The 14,881-nt window shown below is 35.2% G+C and carries 19 protein-coding genes; 11 read left to right on the forward strand and 8 right to left on the reverse strand.

Annotation, left to right across the window (positions count from 1 at the left end; genetic code table 11):
• Nucleotides 1-24: 24 nt before the first annotated feature.
• Complete coding sequence (locus DN394_RS03290) at nucleotides 25-699, reverse strand: ABC transporter ATP-binding protein (protein ID WP_000609098.1); 675 nt, start codon at nucleotides 697-699, stop codon at nucleotides 25-27.
• Nucleotides 696-1,799: an efflux RND transporter periplasmic adaptor subunit gene (locus DN394_RS03295; protein ID WP_097917934.1), complete on the reverse strand. Its 1,104-nt coding sequence runs from the start codon at nucleotides 1,797-1,799 to the stop codon at nucleotides 696-698. The genes DN394_RS03290 and DN394_RS03295 overlap by 4 nt, the downstream gene beginning before the upstream one ends.
• A 211-nt stretch (nucleotides 1,800-2,010) precedes the next feature.
• Between DN394_RS03295 and DN394_RS03300 the strand changes: the two genes are divergently transcribed.
• The 3 genes from DN394_RS03300 (at nucleotide 2,011) to DN394_RS03310 (ending at nucleotide 4,706) form a co-directional block, all read left to right on the forward strand.
• Nucleotides 2,011-2,745: a YwaF family protein gene (locus tag DN394_RS03300; RefSeq protein ID WP_149293604.1), complete on the forward strand. Its 735-nt coding sequence runs from the start codon at nucleotides 2,011-2,013 to the stop codon at nucleotides 2,743-2,745.
• An 88-nt stretch (nucleotides 2,746-2,833) separates the two neighbouring features.
• Entirely contained in the window at nucleotides 2,834-3,700 is an 867-nt protein-coding gene (locus DN394_RS03305) for an ABC transporter permease subunit (protein ID WP_060487606.1), read from the forward strand.
• Between the two features lies 1 nt (nucleotide 3,701).
• On the forward strand, nucleotides 3,702-4,706 hold the full coding sequence (locus DN394_RS03310) for an ABC transporter permease (RefSeq protein WP_098208774.1): 1,005 nt from the start codon (nucleotides 3,702-3,704) through the stop codon (nucleotides 4,704-4,706).
• 44 nt (nucleotides 4,707-4,750) lie between these two features.
• Here DN394_RS03310 and brnQ2 read toward each other — a convergent pair whose 3' ends face one another.
• The 4 genes from brnQ2 to DN394_RS03330 all read right to left on the reverse strand — a co-directional run bounded on the left by brnQ2 (nucleotide 4,751) and on the right by DN394_RS03330 (nucleotide 7,354).
• Nucleotides 4,751-6,067, reverse strand: a complete 1,317-nt coding sequence (gene brnQ2, locus DN394_RS03315) for a branched-chain amino acid transport system II carrier protein BrnQ2 (RefSeq protein WP_098705642.1) — start codon at nucleotides 6,065-6,067, stop codon at nucleotides 4,751-4,753.
• Nucleotides 6,068-6,284: 217 nt separating this feature from the next.
• Nucleotides 6,285-6,854: a spore coat protein CotJC gene (gene cotJC / locus DN394_RS03320; protein WP_098705641.1), complete on the reverse strand. Its 570-nt coding sequence runs from the start codon at nucleotides 6,852-6,854 to the stop codon at nucleotides 6,285-6,287.
• A 12-nt stretch (nucleotides 6,855-6,866) separates the two neighbouring features.
• On the reverse strand, nucleotides 6,867-7,130 hold the full coding sequence (locus DN394_RS03325) for a spore coat protein CotJB (RefSeq protein ID WP_000194492.1): 264 nt from the start codon (nucleotides 7,128-7,130) through the stop codon (nucleotides 6,867-6,869).
• Nucleotides 7,131-7,138: 8 nt separating this feature from the next.
• On the reverse strand, nucleotides 7,139-7,354 hold the full coding sequence (locus DN394_RS03330; protein ID WP_046957262.1) for a spore coat associated protein CotJA: 216 nt from the start codon (nucleotides 7,352-7,354) through the stop codon (nucleotides 7,139-7,141).
• Between the two features lie 48 nt (nucleotides 7,355-7,402).
• Here DN394_RS03330 and DN394_RS03335 point away from each other — a divergent pair, with 48 nt between their 5' ends.
• Entirely contained in the window at nucleotides 7,403-7,816 is a 414-nt protein-coding gene (locus DN394_RS03335) for a VOC family protein (protein ID WP_098208773.1), read from the forward strand.
• Between the two features lie 14 nt (nucleotides 7,817-7,830).
• A complete protein-coding gene (locus tag DN394_RS03340) occupies nucleotides 7,831-8,610 on the forward strand; it encodes a DUF2935 domain-containing protein (protein ID WP_098208772.1) in 780 nt (259 codons plus the stop codon).
• Between the two features lie 17 nt (nucleotides 8,611-8,627).
• Here DN394_RS03340 and ku read toward each other — a convergent pair whose 3' ends face one another.
• Nucleotides 8,628-9,440, reverse strand: a complete 813-nt coding sequence (gene ku / locus DN394_RS03345) for a non-homologous end joining protein Ku (protein ID WP_060629664.1) — start codon at nucleotides 9,438-9,440, stop codon at nucleotides 8,628-8,630.
• Between the two features lie 338 nt (nucleotides 9,441-9,778).
• Here ku and DN394_RS03350 point away from each other — a divergent pair, with 338 nt between their 5' ends.
• The 4 genes from DN394_RS03350 (at nucleotide 9,779) to DN394_RS03365 (ending at nucleotide 11,527) form a co-directional block, all read left to right on the forward strand.
• The gene (locus DN394_RS03350) at nucleotides 9,779-10,060 is read left to right on the forward strand and encodes a YkvA family protein (protein ID WP_000733844.1); all 282 of its coding nucleotides are present in this window, start codon (nucleotides 9,779-9,781) and stop codon (nucleotides 10,058-10,060) included.
• A gap of 17 nt (nucleotides 10,061-10,077) precedes the next feature.
• Entirely contained in the window at nucleotides 10,078-10,683 is a 606-nt protein-coding gene (locus DN394_RS03355) for a DedA family protein (RefSeq protein ID WP_098092197.1), read from the forward strand.
• 110 nt (nucleotides 10,684-10,793) lie between these two features.
• Nucleotides 10,794-11,162, forward strand: coding sequence for a DUF3992 domain-containing protein (locus tag DN394_RS03360; protein WP_001277528.1), 369 nt, complete (start codon nucleotides 10,794-10,796; stop codon nucleotides 11,160-11,162).
• A 20-nt stretch (nucleotides 11,163-11,182) separates the two neighbouring features.
• The gene (locus tag DN394_RS03365) at nucleotides 11,183-11,527 is read left to right on the forward strand and encodes a DUF3992 domain-containing protein (RefSeq protein WP_000525802.1); all 345 of its coding nucleotides are present in this window, start codon (nucleotides 11,183-11,185) and stop codon (nucleotides 11,525-11,527) included.
• A 57-nt stretch (nucleotides 11,528-11,584) separates the two neighbouring features.
• Here DN394_RS03365 and DN394_RS03370 read toward each other — a convergent pair whose 3' ends face one another.
• Nucleotides 11,585-11,974, reverse strand: a complete 390-nt coding sequence (locus DN394_RS03370) for an S-Ena type endospore appendage (protein ID WP_252197123.1) — start codon at nucleotides 11,972-11,974, stop codon at nucleotides 11,585-11,587.
• Here DN394_RS03370 and DN394_RS29285 point away from each other — a divergent pair.
• Nucleotides 11,880-12,077 carry a hypothetical protein gene (locus DN394_RS29285; protein ID WP_240515144.1) on the forward strand — a complete coding sequence of 66 codons (198 nt, stop codon included), beginning with the start codon at nucleotides 11,880-11,882 and terminating at the stop codon, nucleotides 12,075-12,077. The genes DN394_RS03370 and DN394_RS29285 overlap by 95 nt on opposite strands.
• A 287-nt stretch (nucleotides 12,078-12,364) precedes the next feature.
• Nucleotides 12,365-14,827 carry a LamG-like jellyroll fold domain-containing protein gene (locus DN394_RS03375; protein ID WP_149293606.1) on the forward strand — a complete coding sequence of 821 codons (2,463 nt, stop codon included), beginning with the start codon at nucleotides 12,365-12,367 and terminating at the stop codon, nucleotides 14,825-14,827.
• Nucleotides 14,828-14,881: the final 54 nt, after the last annotated feature.

The following is a 14,881-nucleotide window of genomic DNA, read 5'->3' on the forward strand; positions in this document are numbered from 1 at the left end:
GTATATTTTCACTCGTGTTCAAAATTAACCTCTCCAATCTTGGACGATATTTCCGTCACGAATTACAATTTGCCTTGCTGCAGCTTCCCCGATTTCACGATCGTGGGTAATCATAATGATTGTTGAGCCTTGTTTGTTTAATTCGTAAAAGAGGTCCATAATTTGTGTACTTGTTTTCGTATCAAGTGCTCCTGTCGGTTCATCGGCTAAAATGAACTTTGGATTATTTACGATTGCACGTGCGACTGCGACACGCTGTTTTTGTCCACCTGATAATTCGTTCGGTAGGTGAGTAGCACGATCAGCTAAACCTACTTTTGTTAAAGCGGCTAATGAGCGCTCGCGTCTTTCTTTTTTATCGACTCCAGCGTAAATAAGGGGTAGCTCTACATTTTGAAGTGCTGTAAGTCTCGGTAATAACATGAAGTTTTGGAATACGAACCCGATCTCTTTATTACGAACGCGTGCAAGTTCTGTTTCAGACATGTTTGAAATATTTTGACCAGCTAGTTCATACGCACCTGTCGTTGGTTTATCTAAGCAACCGATAATGTTCATTAATGTTGATTTACCAGAACCAGATGGTCCCATAATAGAAGTGAATTCTCCTTGGTTCAGTGTTACGTCAATTCCGTGTAATATTTGAACGGATTCTGCACCATTTTGGAATGATTTCGTGATGCCTTTTAAGTTAATCATCGGGCGACGACCTCCATACCATCTTTTAAGTCTTTTTCAGGCTTAGAGATAATTTGCTCTCCTTTTTTCACTCCAGAAACTTTTGCTTCGCTATCAGTCTCGAATTCAACAGTAACAGCTTGTTCTTTCGCTTTACCGTCTTTTACAACGAAGACAACATTTTTGTCACCTTTTTTCACGATGCTGCTTTTCGGAACAATCGTACCAGTTGCTTCGCCAGATTTACTTGTTACGTAAACGTGGAAGCCGTTTTGTAATTCTTCACTATTATCTAATGTGACAGTGAATTGATAGTTAGAAACTGTTTTGTTTTCATCCATGCTCTTTAATGGTGTAGAACCGATTTCTGTTACTTTTCCTGTCCAAGTCTTACCAGCGACCGTTTTTGATGAAACAGTTACTTCTTGCCCGACTTTCATACTAGCAAGCTCATATTCAGAAAGTTGACCTTTTACTTTAAATGGCCCAGCGTGGCGAAGTGTAATGCCGCTCATACCTGTTTTTTCATCAGCAGTTTTCACGATATCATCAATTACGCCATCAGCAGGACTTGTTACAGAAAGTGTGTTTACTTTCTCTTTTGCTGCTTTAATCATTTCATCAGATTTTTCAACTTCAAACTTTTTCATTTCAAGTTGCGATTCTAATTGTTGCACTTCGACTTCCGATGCTTTTAATGCTTCAGCGGGAAGGCCTGCATTTTTATCTTTTTGTAATTTTTGTTTCGCTGCATCAATTTGCTTTTGGAACAATGTTACTTCTTTTTGTGCGATTTTCTTTTGCATTTCTGCTTCCGTTACACCTTGTTTCGCAGTAGGGTCATTATATTTAAAAAGGAGTTGCCCTTTTTTCACTTCATCACCTTTTTTTACAGCTAATTCATACGTACCTTTTGTTGGATCAAATGAAATTGTTTCGATGCCGTTTGGAATGACTTCACCGCCAAATTTTTGCGCGTTTTCAATTTGTTTTTCTGTTACTTTATATCCGCTATATGCCGTTGCTACTTCTGAACTACCGCCAGCAAATGCAAAATATGATCCAGCTGCAATACCGATGGCTACTACACTAGTAATTAACACTTTATTTTTCTTCTTCATCTATTTATCACCTTTTCGCTCGTTTTAGTATCTACATTAAGTATAGAAGAGGTAAAGAATCTGACAAATCGTTTTAGCTTACAATAACCTTACAGTTTTGTAAGGTATGAATATGTAAATGTAAGGTAGAGCTTGTCCTAGTGTAAGCAAATGAATTGACTCGTTGTTTCTTTCTTACAATAATATTGTATGAAGGAGAGGAGGAAGGAAGATGGAAGCTTATTTTAGTGTGCATCCATTAAAACCATTTATTCCATACTCAAGGCAACACGTCCTTATATTATTTATTATGTTGGTGGGGATATTTTTTCTGTATCAATACCAAGATATATTACGGCAAAGTGAGTGGAATATAACGGTTCGATATGCGATTGCATTTTTATTTGTTGGGAGTGAAATTGGGCTCCATATGTGGGAATGGAAAGCGGGGATTTTTGAACTAGGCACTTCATTACCATTTGAGCTATGTACGATTAGTTTATTGTTAGCATCGATTATGATTGTAACGAAAAGTTACCGCATATATGAGATTGTATTTTTTACAGGGATTATCGGTGCATCACAAGCTATTTTAACGCCGAACGTGCAATATGCTTTTCCGCATTTTCGCTTTATAGAATTCTTCGTTGCACATGTATTACTCATTTGGGCACCACTCTTTATGACGTGGGTAGAAGGATATAGACCGACCTTGCAATCAATTAAGCGTACGATGATATTTTTAAACATAATAATTCCAATCGTTTCTTTTGTGAACTACAAAACAGGTGGCAATTATATGTTTTTAGCTCGTAAGCCAGAAACTGCTTCATTACTCGATATGTTAGGGCCACACCCTTACTATATTATTTCATTAGAAATAGCTGCGCTTATCGGATGTTTTATTTTGTATATGCCGTTTGCGAAAAGAGAAAGACATGCGCATAAAGAATCACTAGGATCATAACCTAGTGATTTTTTTATTTGAATATTTACAATTCAGAAAATTAAGAATAAAATTAGAGGGTAAATTATATAAAGAGAGAAGGGAAAACGTGGTCAAAAAAGTTTTTCTGAATGGAATGGAAGTGACGATTCAATTTCTTATTTCGATTTTGGGGATTATTATGTTAGGGGCTCTGCCGAAATTGTTTTATGGATTTAAGCTGGATGTATCAAAGTACATACAGAGTTTAAAAGAAGTGTTTGTGAACTTAATGGATATTTCCAATTTGCAATATGTGAGAGGTAAATTTTTATTTCCACAGTTGTTCGTCCATTATAAAGAAACGATTATTATTTTTTTGGCTGCTTTTTTCATTTCATTATTTGTAGCATTTTGTATTGTTTATGTAATTATGAGTAGTTCACCGCGTATACAACATCGAATTAAATCATTTCTTATCTTCCTAGAATCCATTCCAGATATTTTTCTTATTTTAGTATCACAAATTTTAGTTGTATGGTTTTTTAAACAAACAGGTTTTTTACCTTTTAAAATTGCTTCAATTGGAGGCGAGTCGATTAGGGGGTTGCCGATATTTTGTTTGAGCATCCCGACTACGATTATGTTTGTAAAAATGGTCGTGCTTCGTTTTGAAAATGAACTAGAAAAAGATTATGTACTATTTGCTAAGGCGAAAGGGCTGGGGCGCTTTCATATTTTAAATCGTCATATTTTACGAAATGTGTTGCTTAGTACACTATTCTTTGCGAAAACGAATATCTTTTTTATGTTATCTAATTTATATATTATAGAATGGATTTTTAATACGGGTGGTATTTTTATGTTTTTGAAATCGTATGAGGGTATTAGAGTTGAGGTTTTCATCGTGAGTGTACTGCTTATTTATATTCCGATTTTTATTTTATTTAAATTGTTTCATTATCTCATTCCGGCTGCGATGAAGGAGAGATTATAATATGTGGACGTATATAAAACGTGATAAAAGATTTTGGATAAGCATTGGGTTTTTTCTCCTATTAGTTCTTTTGAGCATCGGAAATACGATATGGAATGATGGACACATTAGACAAGTTACATTGCAATATGATGCGGATGAAAATCCACAAGTACCACCGTTTTCACCTTCATTACAATTTTTACTTGGGACAGATCGGAAAGGATATGATCTTTTACATTTAGTCATTGAGGGTGCGAAGTGGACGATTGGTATATCTATTTTAATTGCGGCACTTAGAATGGTAATAGGTGTGTTTTTTGGTGTCGTACTCGGAACGTACATAAAAAGAGGATTTTCAAAAATTGAGGCTTTTTTTGATAGTTTTACAGTTATTCCAACAATTATGATTGCTTATTTCTTCCTTCAATTTGCAAATACATTTGGAAGCGGAGAGGAAACAACAACCTTTTTTGAAAGAGCTTCGTTTCAAGTTGTCTTACTTGTAATGCTTGTAATGCCAGTTATTGCACTCTATGTTGCGAAGGAAGTTCGTAAATTGCGAACGGAAGAATTTGTTGATGCCGCACGCATATTAGGTGGATCGAGAAGACATATTGTTATAAAGCATCTTTTCCCGCATCTCTATATGACGTTTATACTTGTATTTTTTCAGCAGTTTACGCAGACTCTTACTATTTTAATGCACTTAGGGTTACTAGAAATATTCTTTGGCGGAACGGTTAAGTTTCTAGGACCGATAGAAGAAATAGAATCTTATACACATGAATGGTCAGGGTTAATTGGAGTCTATTTTAGATCATTAACAGTGAATCCGTGGATTCCTCTCGTTCCCATTACATTTTTTGGACTTACTATTTTTTCAGGAAATATGATTGTAAAAAGTATAGAAGAGGCGATGATGAAAGTAAGGTTAGGAGGAGAGATAAAGAAGGACATTGTAGAAGAGAAACAATCTGCTGTACAGTCAAAAGAAGAGCTGTTTACGTTTAAACATACGATGTGAAGATAAAAAGAAGCAAGCACGGATTTCATGCTTGCTTCTTTTCTTTATTTTGTAGAAACTTCACCTTCAGCTTCTGTTTGCGGAATAAAGTATCCGATTAGACCACCGATTATTGCTGGAACGATCCAACCGATTCCTAAGTTGTAAAAAGGAATGGTGTGTACAATATTCGCAATAAAACTTGGTATCATTTCCACATTATCAAGTGCATGAATACAGCTAATAAGGAATGCTGCGATCATTGCTCCGATGTAGACAGAAGGTTTACGTTTCGTATATTTATCAATAAATGATACGAAAATTAAAATGATTGTAATTGGATATAAAATAATTAATACAGGTAATGTAATTTTGATTAATAAACTTAATCCTAAGTTTGAAATCACGAAGCTAAAAATACAAACGTATAGTACGAGCTTTTTGTAAGAAACGTTTGTTAATACTGTTGCAAAATAGTTGGCGAATGCACTTACAACACCAATTGCTGTCGTTAAACAAGCGAAGATAATGGCGATACTTAATAAAACATTACCGCTTGTCCCAAAGAATTGGTACATAACAGTAGCTAACAGTTGACCACCGTTCTTGAATTGTCCCAAGTTGCCGTTTGAAGCGCCGATATAACCAAGTAAGAAATAAACAATTGTTAAGAATACGGCTGCAATGCTTCCACAAATAATTGTATATTTCGCAATTGATTTTTTCTCTTGTATACCGTTTTGGCGAATTGCATTTACAACAATTGTTGATAATACGAGAGCACCGATTGCATCTAACGTTAAAAATCCTTCAAGAAATCCTTTGAAAAATGGAATTTCTTTATAGTCACCAATAGGTTCTGTAAACGTTCCTGGTGAAAGAATCGCTTTTGTTGCCATAATTGCAATAATTCCAAGTAAAATGGGCGTTAATATTTTTCCAATATGATCTACTAATTTTGATGGATTTAATGATAAGAAGTAAACGACTGTAAAGAAAATCGCACTAAAGATTAACATAGAGTACCATTGGTCCGGGAAAAGTGGTGCAATCCCAATTTCGTAAGATACAGATCCAGTTCGTGGAATAACAAATAGTGGGCCGATTGAAAGATAAATAATGATAGCGAATATTGCTGCGAATTTTGGATGAACACGGCTTGCTAAAGTGTTAAAACTACCACCGGCAAGGGCAACAGCGACGATAGCTAGTAAAGATAAACCGACGTCTGTAATAATAAATCCTGTAATGGAGACCCACATATTTTCTCCGGAAGAAAGACCGAGAAGGGGCGGAAAAATCATATTACCAGCACCGAAGAAAACTGCGAATAGTAATAAACTAATCGAAAGTATTTGCGCTGGCTTTAAAGTTGTACGCATATAAAGAAAATCCTCCTAATGAGTATTTTTGTCGAAAATTCAAATAATTTGTCGAGTAACTGTTACTATTTTAAAGGTCTGATGACTAGAAAGCAATAGGGAATTTTGAAAATATTAAAAAATAATACATTAAATCGAATAAATATACTATTTGTATGTTTAATAAGAAGGATTTAATCTTTAACGTAAAAAAACACATATCGCTAGGATACGTGTTTTAAAAAAATATTTTTTTATCACGTTCTTCTTTTAAAATTTCAACTGCTTCTCGGAAACGTTGTGAATGGACAATTTCTCGTTCACGTAAGAAGCGTAGACTATCATTTATATCTGGATCATCGGATAAATTAATGAGCCATTGATATGTTGCGCGTGCTTTTTCTTCAGCCGCAATATCCTCGTATAAATCGGCAATTGGATCACCTTTAGCCTGTATATAGGTTGCAGTAAATGGAACACCAGCAGCGTTATGGTAATGAAGTGCGCTATCATGATCAACATAATGGGGATCAAGTCCAGCAACTTTCATTTGTTCAGGAGTTGCATCTTTCGTTAGTTTATAAACCATCGTAGCAATCATTTCAAGGTGAGCAAATTCTTCCGTACCAATATCAGTAAGTAGGCCAATGACTTTATCGGGAATTGTATAACGCTGATTTAAGTAACGGAGTGCGGCAGCTAACTCTCCATCTGCACCACCATATTGCTCAATTAATAATTTTGCAAGTGCTGGATTGCAAGTTCCCACTTTAACTGGGTATTGTAATTTCTTTTCATAAATCCACATAGTTTCTCTCCTTTATATTTGCCATGGCCAAGGACCTTTGCTCCATTCCCAAGGAGCATTAGAATAGCTGTTTCCAAACTGTTGGAGTGGCCCGTATTTTTCTTCCATCTTTTGTTTTAATACTCTTCGTTTATAGGAAAAATCATTAAATTGATTAATCGCAGCGGTGTCATCTGGATGTGTATCTAAATAAAGAGTGAGTTCAACTAGTACAAAGTCCAGTTCTTGAAGCTCCAGTAAAAGCTGATAGTATTCTTCTGGTAGCGATTGAGTCACGTCAGTAGTCACCGCCCTTTTTTATAAGGATTTTCATAATAGTCATAAAAAATAGGCCATAAAGTTCCTTTTTGTAGCGCTTCTTTTGGCGTGAATTGTGGTAAGTTTGGCGGTTGAAAGCCTAAAAATAAATTAGGAGGAGTAGAATAATATTTTTTTCCAATAGGAGGACAAGGATCGAGAGGACTATGATAGGGCACGAATGATCTCATATATTTATTCACGAATAAACCTCCTTACATGTTCATTACTACGTATTGTATTCAGACATAATGAGCATTTATGACACATATAAAAAAGTAATAAGTACAGGGGGAATGAATGTGGAGAATGTAAAGAATTTAATTGTGTTAGAAGTAAAGAACTTAAAGGAAACTCTGTATTTTTACGAAGGGATTTTAGGAATAACACCTAGTTCAGAGAGGCCGCAATTAGATATTACAGGGGTTTGGTATGATACCGATTCAACGAGAATTAGTTTCGTTATGAATCGCAGTTTGGGCGGGCGTGAGAAGAGTGTTGCGGACTCAGTTGATGTTCTAACGTTTTCAATTTCTAACATAGAGAATGTAAAGAAGAGGTTAGTATTTTATAAAATTGTATATACAGAAAATAAAAGTGAGAAAAGTATTGTAGTACAAGACCCAGATGGATATAAACTTCAAGTAGTAGAGAAGGATGAATAAACGGAGGGGATTTAGTGGAGAGAAATTATGAAGAAAGTGCGTTGTTTGAGCATCAATTTTGGCTAAAGGTACTTACTGATCATGCACAATTTTTACTTGATGCATTAGCTCCGAAGGAAAAAGAGGATATAAAGAAAGCTGCTTACTTTGTTGAAACATTTACGAATCTGTTAAATAAAGTTCGGAATGTGAATCTGATGGCATTCTCAAAAGAGGCAGAGCAAGCTGCTAAGGAAATTCGGACGTTTAAATTAAGTATTATACAGAAGCAGTTGGAAGGGAAAATTACTATTCATTTTACGCCAACTTTTATTAATCATATGGTAAACGAAGTGGAAGAGTATATAACGGTTTTAGAGTTTTTGAAGAAAGGGGAAGTTCCGCCTGTTTTTCATGAATTGCATTATCATCTCGTTTGGTTAACGGATGCGGCTGGTCATGCGGGCTCTATTTCTGGTGGGCTAGATCTTGTTGAAAAAAGATTAAAAGAGAAAAGCGAAGAATTTACGAAGCATTTTGAACAATTTTACTTAAAGGCAGTTGAGATGACTGGGTATTTACGGACAGAGCTTCATCATTTTCCAGCGTTAAAGAAGTTTACAAAAGATGTTTCACTTGAATTGAAATTATTTTCACATTTTCTCCATGAGGTTGAAGAGCTGGAGTTGTCGAATGAAATATTAAGTGCATTATCAGCGAGAATGGCAGACCATATGGCAAGAGAGGAATGTTATTATTTATTAAAATTAGCTCAATCATCTGGACTTGAAATGCCGAAATGTAATCCGCTTTAAAGAACAAGAGGCCGATATCATTTGGCCTCTTGTTCTTTTTTATTTTCTCTTTTTATTTGTGCTTGTTCAATACTTGCCTGTAATGTCTCCATAATATTGATGATGTTTGGAGCAGGAGAGATTGTTTCCGTTTTTTCCTGTTGTTCAACTTTATTTTCGATTAATTCGGTAAGGGCTTCTGTATATTCATCTGTATACATTTCTTGTTCAAAAGGATTTGTAAGGTGGTGGATTAAATTAATTGCTGCGGTGAGTTCTTGTTTTTGGATAGGATAATTTTCATTACTTGGTAAGTTAGGTGTATTTGTTATATCGCGAATTTCATTAGGGTAGTGAATGGTTTGCAACATAAGTCCATCTTCAAAGTTACGGATAATAGCTAAATGTTGTTTTTTTCTAATGGAAATATGAATCAGCCCAAGTTTATTTGTACGTTCAAGAGCTTCTTTTAATAATAAATATGATTTTTCGTGTCCTGGAGTAGGGCCTATAAAATAAGAACGATCATAGAGAACTGAATCAATTTCGTTATTTTGGACAAAAGATATAATACGAATGGATCGTGGTTCGTGAGCTTTTTGCAAAGCAGCTAATTCTTTTTCATCAATAATGATGTATTTATGGGGTGCATATTCATAGGCTTTTACAATATCTTTATCATCAATTTCTTCATCTGTACAATCAGGAGCAAATTTTTTATATTTAATAGGTGTTAAGCATTCTTTATGGAGACTTAAAAATTTTATATCGGTTTCTTCTACGGCGCTATATAGTTTAATTCCTATATTTAATAGTCCAAGTGAAAGTGCACCTTTCCATACGGTATGCAATGAAACCTCTCCTTTCATTCAAAAATGATTATGTATATTATGAGATAGTAAGAAATTTCCTATACGTGTATTTGTATTTTAGTGAAGGGCTTGAGACTTAAAATATATTGACAAGCCCTCCGAAATATTTTAATGTGAGTGTATAAAATTGTGTATAAAGGGGAGTAACTTATTACAGTAAAGTCGTCATTACAGGGAGAAACCCTCGGCTTTATTGGCAACGTTTCGTTGTTAGTGAGACCTTTACCAGCAATGGTAAAGGCCCCTTATTGTCTTTTTTAGGACCCTTACCATATTTGGTAGGGGCCTTTTTGTATACAAGGAGAGGAGATATAAAAATGAAAAAACTTATTAGTAGATTAAGAGTTGTATTTCATGTTCGCCGATTTGTTCCATTCCTATTTGACTTTTTTACTTCAAAAGAGGTTTCAATAAAGAAGAAAATTTTATCTATTGCTTTTTTAGTTGGTTATGTAGCGATGCCGCTCGATTTAATTCCAGACTTCTTACCGTTTATCGGTATTTTAGATGATATCGGAATTGTGTTATTCATTTTGAACCGAATTGTAAAAATGGCGCCAGTTCAATTACAAGAAAAGCATAACGTAAACGTAGGATAGGAGTTGGGGGAGAAAATATGGAGCAAATTATTTTAGATATAATCGAGTTTTTAAAGCAGTTTTCTTATTTTGGAGTTGTGTTAGCATTAACGTTTGAATTTATTCCAGCAGAAGTAGTTTTGCCGATGGTTGGGTATTGGGTATACGAGGGTGATATGAATTTTTGGCTAGCTGTATTAGCTGGAACACTGGGTGGAACGACAGGACCATTAACGTTATACGCACTCGGTTATTACGGTGGTCGTCCTCTATTAATAAAATACGGGAAATACTTCTTTATTAAAGAAGAACAAATTCAAAAAGCAGATGATTTCTTTGAGAAGTATGGGCCAGTTGTAGCGTTTGTTGGACGCTTTGTGCCGGGAGTTCGAACGCTTATTTCCGTTCCATGTGGTATGGCGAAAATGAACATATGGAAATTTAGTATATATACATTTGTAGCGATGTTCCCGTTAACGACTTTATATGTCTATTTTGGAATGAAATTAGGTCCGCATTGGGCAAAGGCTGCGGATGTTGTTGGACAATATATGCTACCGATATTACTAGTTGTGGTTATTGTTGTAGGTGGTATTTTAATCTATAAATTTATGAAAAAAAGAAACAGAACGGAATCTGTCTAGTTATTAGTACAGGAGTTGTCTTGTTTTTTGAAAATAGATGAATAGTACAGGCAAAAGACTCTGAAGGACATACACATATAAGGAATAAGTAAGAGAGAGGGGAAACTTCTATGTCTTGTGAATGCTCAGGGGCGGCATTAACGTGTTGTCCAGATAAAAATTATGTGCAAGATAAAGTGTGTAGTCCATGGTCTGCTACTGTAGTTGCAACAGCAATTGATAATGTTCTTTATACAAATAATATTAACCAAAATGTAGTTGGTACTGGTTTTGTTAAATATGATGTTGGTCCAGGTCCAATTACTGTAGAAGCGCTTGATTCTGCTGGGGCTACAATTGATACACAAACATTAAACCCAGGAACGAGTATTGCTTTCACGTATCGTCGCTTTGATAGTATACAAGTTGTGTTACCTGCAACACCTGCTGGAACGTATCAGGGAGAATTTTGTATTACAACACGTTATTCACTTTCATAGCAGAATAGGAGAGGATCAAAATGGGAATGAGAAGTTCCGGTTTGTCTTGTTGTTCTAATAAAACACTTGTGCAAGATCAAGTATGTACAGACTGGTCTATTACAGGTGCTGGTACTCAAATTGTATATACGAATAATATTACACAAGAAGTATATGGTTCAGGTTACGTGAAATATGATGTAGGGGCAGCTCCGATTACAGTTGATTTTTTAGTAGGTGCTACAGTAGTTGATACAATTACTGTACAACCACAAAGTAGTGGTACTTTCACTGTACGATATTTTACGACTGTTCGAATTACTACAACAGGAACAACTGTTAATCAAGGTGAGTTTTGTATTACAGTACGTTATCCGATTTCATAAAAAAGCATACCGTAAATGGTATGCTTTTTTAATTAAGAAAGTAATGAAATTGGTATTCTATAAGCAGCATGTAAATTGGCAACAGTACTTGCCTTCTAAATATAGTGAAGGATTATTTTGTATATTAGTAATACTGACTGACTGTAAGTCTTTTCCTGTGTACGATATTGTATTACCAGGAAACACAGTGAAAATGTTGGTTACTGCCCCAACAATTTCAATAGTAATTGCTTCTGTGCTGCTAGTACTATTGTAAACCGAGACAGTACCTGATATAGGTAGTATTCCATCACTTTGCCACAGTATCATTGATTGTGATGCATCTTTGGCAGAGGGAATGGTGTTATTCGTTATGAGGAAATTACCTGCAAATTCATTTGTTACTCGCTCACAATTTGGATTTGGGGGAGGGGGCGGTGGACAAGGGTCTGGGCAAATGATAGACAAAGGAGCAAAACAGCCAATGTTTTTTTTATTCTTCAATACAACCCCCTCCTTTTTAAGTAGTCTTTTACTACTATTAAATGTAGAAGCATGGCCGATGTGTTAAAAAAAGAAGAAAATGTTAAAAATTAAGATTGTCTAATAGGCTTAAAACTTAAATTATTATTCATGTTATAGAAAAGATTATATGTGAATAGACATGGGAAAAGAATGATCGGACTCTTTTAGACAAAAAGTGGTTGTATAAGATAATACAAGGAATGTTGGACTTCACTTCTAATTAACTATATATTTACAAAAATCTAATAAAATTCATTTGTTATTTAAACAACATTAATATGTTTTAGATAAAATAGCCCTTGTAATGAATTAATTATTATGAGGAGGATTCACGTGGAAAGAACAGCTTTACGAAAAGTAAAAGGTCTTATTGGATTATTAATGGTTTTTGTATTAGCATTCGTATCATTTCCGTGGAGTACATCAGTTAAAGCGGAAGAGAAGAAGCAAGAAAAGGCACCAAGTGAAAAGAAGATAGTTTTTCCAGTTGTAAGTGATGTACATATTAAAAATAGTGGAACGGATGATACGTTTCGCTGGAAACGAGCGATTGAACAGTTCAATACGCTTGCACCAAAGCAAGATGCATTTGTTATCGTAGGTGATTTCACAGATACAGGGTCCCTGCAGCAATATGATCGTTTCATGCAAGTGTATAACGAAAATGCAAATAAAGATGCAGTACGAATGAATTCTCTAGGAAATCATGATTATTGGAACGGTTTATCTGTAGAGGGCGCGCAGAAGCGTTTCTTAGAAAAAACAGGAATGGAATCGATTTATTATCATAAAGTGGTGAAAGGGTATCACTTCCTTGTTATGTCTCCGGAGGACGGGACAACTCATGGATATTATTCAGACAAGCAAATTAATTGGTTAAAAGAAGAAATGGCAAAAGCACAAAAAGATGATCCAGAAAAACCAATTTTCGTATTTTTACACCAACACATTAAAGAGACAGTTTACGGTAGTCATGAATGGGGAACAAAAGATAGCGCAAAAATTAATGCGGTATTAAAAGAATACCCGCAAGCTATTACGTTTTCAGGTCATTCACATTATCCGCTAGACGATCCAAGATCAATTCATCAAAAAGACTTTACATCAGTTGGTACATCTTCAGTAAGTTATATGGAGGTTGAAGGTGGTAAAGTACAAGGGAATATCCCGCCAGGAGCTAGTACATTAAGCCAAGGTTTATTAGTAGAAGTAGACGATAAAGAAGTAACAATTAATCGTCGTGATTTCCATACGAATTCTTGGACAGGCGAGCCTTGGAAAATTAAATTACCAGCAAAGAAAGACACATTTACACATGTAGAAGATCGTGATAAAGAAAAGCCTTACTTTGCAAAGGATGCAAAGCTTATGGTATCAAATGTAACAGAAAATGCGGCAACGGTAACATTCCACCAAGCGTTGGATAACCTTCTTGTTCATTCTTATCGTGTACAAGCTAGAGATAAGCAAACAGGAGAAATTAAGAATAAGTTGTTAGCATTCTCAGAGTTTTATCGTGACCCAGTGCCGAAAGACCTTACATTTACATTAGCAGGATTAGATGGCGGAAAAACATATACGCTTGAAGTTGTTGCAATTGATTCATTTGGTAATGAAAGCACACAATCGTTAACAGCAGAAGTTACTACGAAGAAAGATAATATTGATCCGAATGTGAAAGTACCAAAGGCGGACGTTTTTGATGTGAATTTCTTAGACGGTACATTTAAAGATAACTCACCGTTTGGAGTAAAAGGTGATGTGAAAGGAAATGTATCTATTGCATATGATAAAGCTTTAAAAACAAATGTAATGAAATTGAATGGACAAGCTAATACATTTGGATACCTTCCATTTTCAGCAGCACAAAAAGAGAAAGTAGCAAATACGTTCACGTTAGAAACTGTATTTTCAATGAATGAAATTCGCGGACAAGGTATTTTACAAAATACAGAGAGTGGCGGAATTGGTTTTGAATCTACAGGAAGTGGAAATGTTGAATTATGGGCTCACATTGGCGGCAGCTATAAACGTGTTGGCGTTCAATTAGAAGCAAACAAAACGTATCACTTAACAGGAACGTATAACGGAAGTGAAGTAGCTATTTATGTCGATGGTAAAAAAGTAAATAGCCAACCAGCTAAAGGGAAAGTGTCTCACCCGAACGTACCGTTTGCATTTGGAGCTGACCCTGATAGTAATGGCAATGGCGGTATTCCGTTAAACGGACAAATTGCGCTTGCGAAATTATATAGTAAAGCATTAAGTTCTTCAGAAGTATTAGCAGCGTACAATGAGTTTTCTAACCGTACAAAGTTAGAGCAAGTAAACGTGCTATATGAAGAGCTTGGAAAAGTAAAAGAAGTGTTAGCTGGTACGTATGAGTTTGGTGACAAACCAGGTCAATATTCAAAGGAAGCATTTCAAGCACTAGAGAAAAGCTATAACACTGCAAAGCAAGCATTTGAAAATGTAGGAAGTACTGGAGAGCAAATCGTTCAAGCGTATAACGAATTAAAAACAGCTAATGTAACATTTGTACAATCTAAAGTAGCAGAAGAACAACCGAAAACACCGAAAGAAAAATTACAAATCAATATTGAAACTGCAAAAGCAGTAGTGAAAAAAGCGCAAGCTGCAAATGTAACGGACGGTTCAGTGAAATCATTGAGCCAAAAAATTACAGTGGCAGAATCTGTGTTAAAAGATGCGAAAGTAAAAGATGCACAAGTAGAAACGATGAATCGTACGTTGGAATATGCGATTTCACTCGTTGAAAAAAGCATAAACAAATAAGAGAGAAGAAAAAGAAGCTTATCATGATAGGCTTCTTTTTTGTTATACTAAAAA

Origin of the sequence: Bacillus sp. BB081 (assembly GCF_008368895.1) — a bacterium.
Classification (GTDB): Bacteria; Bacillota; Bacilli; order Bacillales; family Bacillaceae_G; genus Bacillus_A; species Bacillus_A wiedmannii.

Bases quoted from the DNA above. Each gene is read 5' to 3' on its own strand.
- DN394_RS03310 (WP_098208774.1), top strand. From the start codon at position 3,702: ATGTGGACGTATATAAAACGTGATAAAAGATTTTGGATAAGCATTGGG.
- DN394_RS03295 (WP_097917934.1), bottom strand. From the start codon at position 1,799: ATGAAGAAGAAAAATAAAGTGTTAATTACTAGTGTAGTAGCCATCGGT.
- DN394_RS03360 (WP_001277528.1), top strand. From the start codon at position 10,794: ATGTCTTGTGAATGCTCAGGGGCGGCATTAACGTGTTGTCCAGATAAA.
- DN394_RS03365 (WP_000525802.1), top strand. From the start codon at position 11,183: ATGGGAATGAGAAGTTCCGGTTTGTCTTGTTGTTCTAATAAAACACTT.
- DN394_RS03335 (WP_098208773.1), top strand. From the start codon at position 7,403: ATGAGCATTTATGACACATATAAAAAAGTAATAAGTACAGGGGGAATG.
- brnQ2 (WP_098705642.1), bottom strand. From the start codon at position 6,067: ATGCGTACAACTTTAAAGCCAGCGCAAATACTTTCGATTAGTTTATTA.
- DN394_RS03355 (WP_098092197.1), top strand. From the start codon at position 10,078: ATGGAGCAAATTATTTTAGATATAATCGAGTTTTTAAAGCAGTTTTCT.
- DN394_RS03300 (WP_149293604.1), top strand. From the start codon at position 2,011: ATGGAAGCTTATTTTAGTGTGCATCCATTAAAACCATTTATTCCATAC.
- DN394_RS29285 (WP_240515144.1), top strand. From the start codon at position 11,880: ATGAGGAAATTACCTGCAAATTCATTTGTTACTCGCTCACAATTTGGA.
- DN394_RS03290 (WP_000609098.1), bottom strand. From the start codon at position 699: ATGATTAACTTAAAAGGCATCACGAAATCATTCCAAAATGGTGCAGAA.
- cotJC (WP_098705641.1), bottom strand. From the start codon at position 6,854: ATGTGGATTTATGAAAAGAAATTACAATACCCAGTTAAAGTGGGAACT.
- DN394_RS03350 (WP_000733844.1), top strand. From the start codon at position 9,779: ATGAAAAAACTTATTAGTAGATTAAGAGTTGTATTTCATGTTCGCCGA.